Below are 1890 nucleotides of genomic sequence, written 5' to 3'. Positions count from 1 at the left end.
GGGGTGATGCCTATGTTTATAAATTGGTATAGGTACTTTCCCTTGATATGTTGATTTTGTTTTTGCGGCGCTGAACTGGATCCCTATAATGTCCATATACAAGTTGATGTTTCATATATGGAACATGGTGTTTTTCTTAGGATGACGAAAGATGTCTGAACAGTGGCATAGCGTGGGACTCGCCCACGAGCTCGCGGAGGACGCGCCTATCGAGTTCAGGGCAGACGGCCTGAACGTGGGCGTGTTCAAGCTCGGCGAGGACCTGTACGCGATCGAGAACGTCTGTCCCCATGCCTATGCGTTGCTGACCCAGGGCTTCATCGACGGTGACACGGTGGAATGCCCGCTGCACGAGGCGGTGTTCCATATCCCGACGGGGAAGTGTTTGAAAGAGCCCGGTGGGCGCGATCTCAAGATGTACGCGGTGCGTCTGGCCGGTGAAGAAATCCAGATCAAGGTGGAATGACATGTCGCAAGTGAGCGTGAATTTTAATCCGTTGCTCAAGCCGTGGCTGGCGCCTCAGCCCAACAACGTGGCGGGCAAGGGCGTGATCGAGCGGCCCGGCGAGGTGGAGAACTTCGCCTGGCAGACGCGCAAGGGCGAGCCCACTCAGTATGAGAACGACTTCGGCGATGCGTTGGAGAAGGTGTTCGCCGAGGGTGCGCTGCAGTTGCACGAGGTCAGCGAAGGCTTGAACCGGGTGGGCTTTCGCAGCGCCCGGGGCAGTTTGTGGACCCCAGAGAGCCTGGCTGCCGAGTTGCATGCGCTAGCCGAGTAGGCGCGCATTCAAGCGCTAGCCACGCAGGATCCAAGCACGATTCACAACCTTAATAAATTTGCATCCGGAGTATTTGCATGACGTCTCCCGTCGATTCGAACCCCCATGAAGTCGATCCCGCTCAGGCACACGTCAGGCGCGGGCTGCGCAATTACTGGTACCCGGTCTCGCCGAGCTGGCGAGTGGGCAATGTGCCAGTCGGGGTGACCCGGCTGAGCGAGCAGATCGTGCTGTGGCGCGACCAAGAGGGCCGGGTGCACGCGTTAGAGGATCGCTGCCCGCACCGTGGCGCGCGCCTGTCGCTTGGCTGGAACCTGGGCACGAGCGTGGCGTGCTGGTACCACGGCGTGCAGGTGGACGGGCAGGGCACGGTGACCAAGGTGCCGGCCGTACCGGAGTGCCCACTTGAAGGCCGCACGTGCGTGAAGTCGTATCCGGTCCAGGAGCGTGCGGGTGCGATCTTTTTGTGGTTCGGCGATCAAGCGCATGGCGAGCCCGCGCCGCTGGAGTTGCCCGAGGAGCTGGAGGCCGAGGAGTATTCGAACTTCCTGTGCATCGGAAACTGGAAGGTGAATTACCAGTACGTGATTGATAACGTGATGGACCCGATGCATGGGGCGTATCTGCATTCGGTGTCGCACTCGATGGCCGATGGCGACAAGCAGGCGCAGATGCGGGTGCGCAAGACCGAGCGCGGGTTGATGTTCGAGAAGGTGGATCAGCGCGATGTGAACTTCGACTGGGTGGAGCTGGGCGAGACGGGCAACTTGTGGATGCGCCTGGCGATTCCGTACGCAAAGAAGTTTGGTCCGGGAGGCAGCTTCGGGATCGTGGCGATGGCCACGCCCGTGGATGAGGACAACAGCCAGTGTTATTTCTGGCGCACGCGCAAGGTCTCGGGCTGGGAGCGCGATGCGTGGCGGTTCTTGTATCGCAACCGGCTGGAGGGGCTGCACTGGAATGTGCTGGAGCAGGACCGATCGATCCTGGAGGGGCTTGCGCCCAATGCGGTGGAGCATGAATTTCTCTATCAGCACGATGTGGGCATCACCCGGGTGAGGCGCTTGATGAAGCAGCGCGCTCAACAAGAACTCGATCAACTCAACGCCTT

General features: G+C 60.0%; 3 protein-coding genes. All 3 read left to right on the top strand.

Going from position 1 to position 1890, the window contains the following annotated elements:
• Positions 1-151 precede the first annotated feature (151 nt).
• Positions 152-466 carry a non-heme iron oxygenase ferredoxin subunit gene (locus FH08_RS0133580; protein WP_031362563.1) on the top strand — a complete coding sequence of 105 codons (315 nt, stop codon included), beginning with the start codon at positions 152-154 and terminating at the stop codon, positions 464-466.
• Position 467: 1 nt separating this feature from the next.
• Positions 468-779 (top strand): recombinase-like helix-turn-helix domain-containing protein, encoded by a 312-nt coding sequence (locus FH08_RS0133575; RefSeq protein ID WP_031362562.1) that lies wholly within the window; start codon positions 468-470, stop codon positions 777-779.
• Between the two features lie 77 nt (positions 780-856).
• The coding region (locus FH08_RS0133570) for an aromatic ring-hydroxylating oxygenase subunit alpha (protein ID WP_031362561.1) at positions 857-1890 on the top strand (1034 nt) is incomplete at its 3' end.

It is taken from the genome of Caballeronia sordidicola, from assembly GCF_000729995.1.
Lineage (GTDB): Bacteria > Pseudomonadota > Gammaproteobacteria > Burkholderiales > Burkholderiaceae > Caballeronia > Caballeronia sordidicola_A.
The sequence above is the reverse complement of the archived record's forward strand: the minus strand, read 5'-3'. Positions and strand labels throughout refer to the sequence as shown.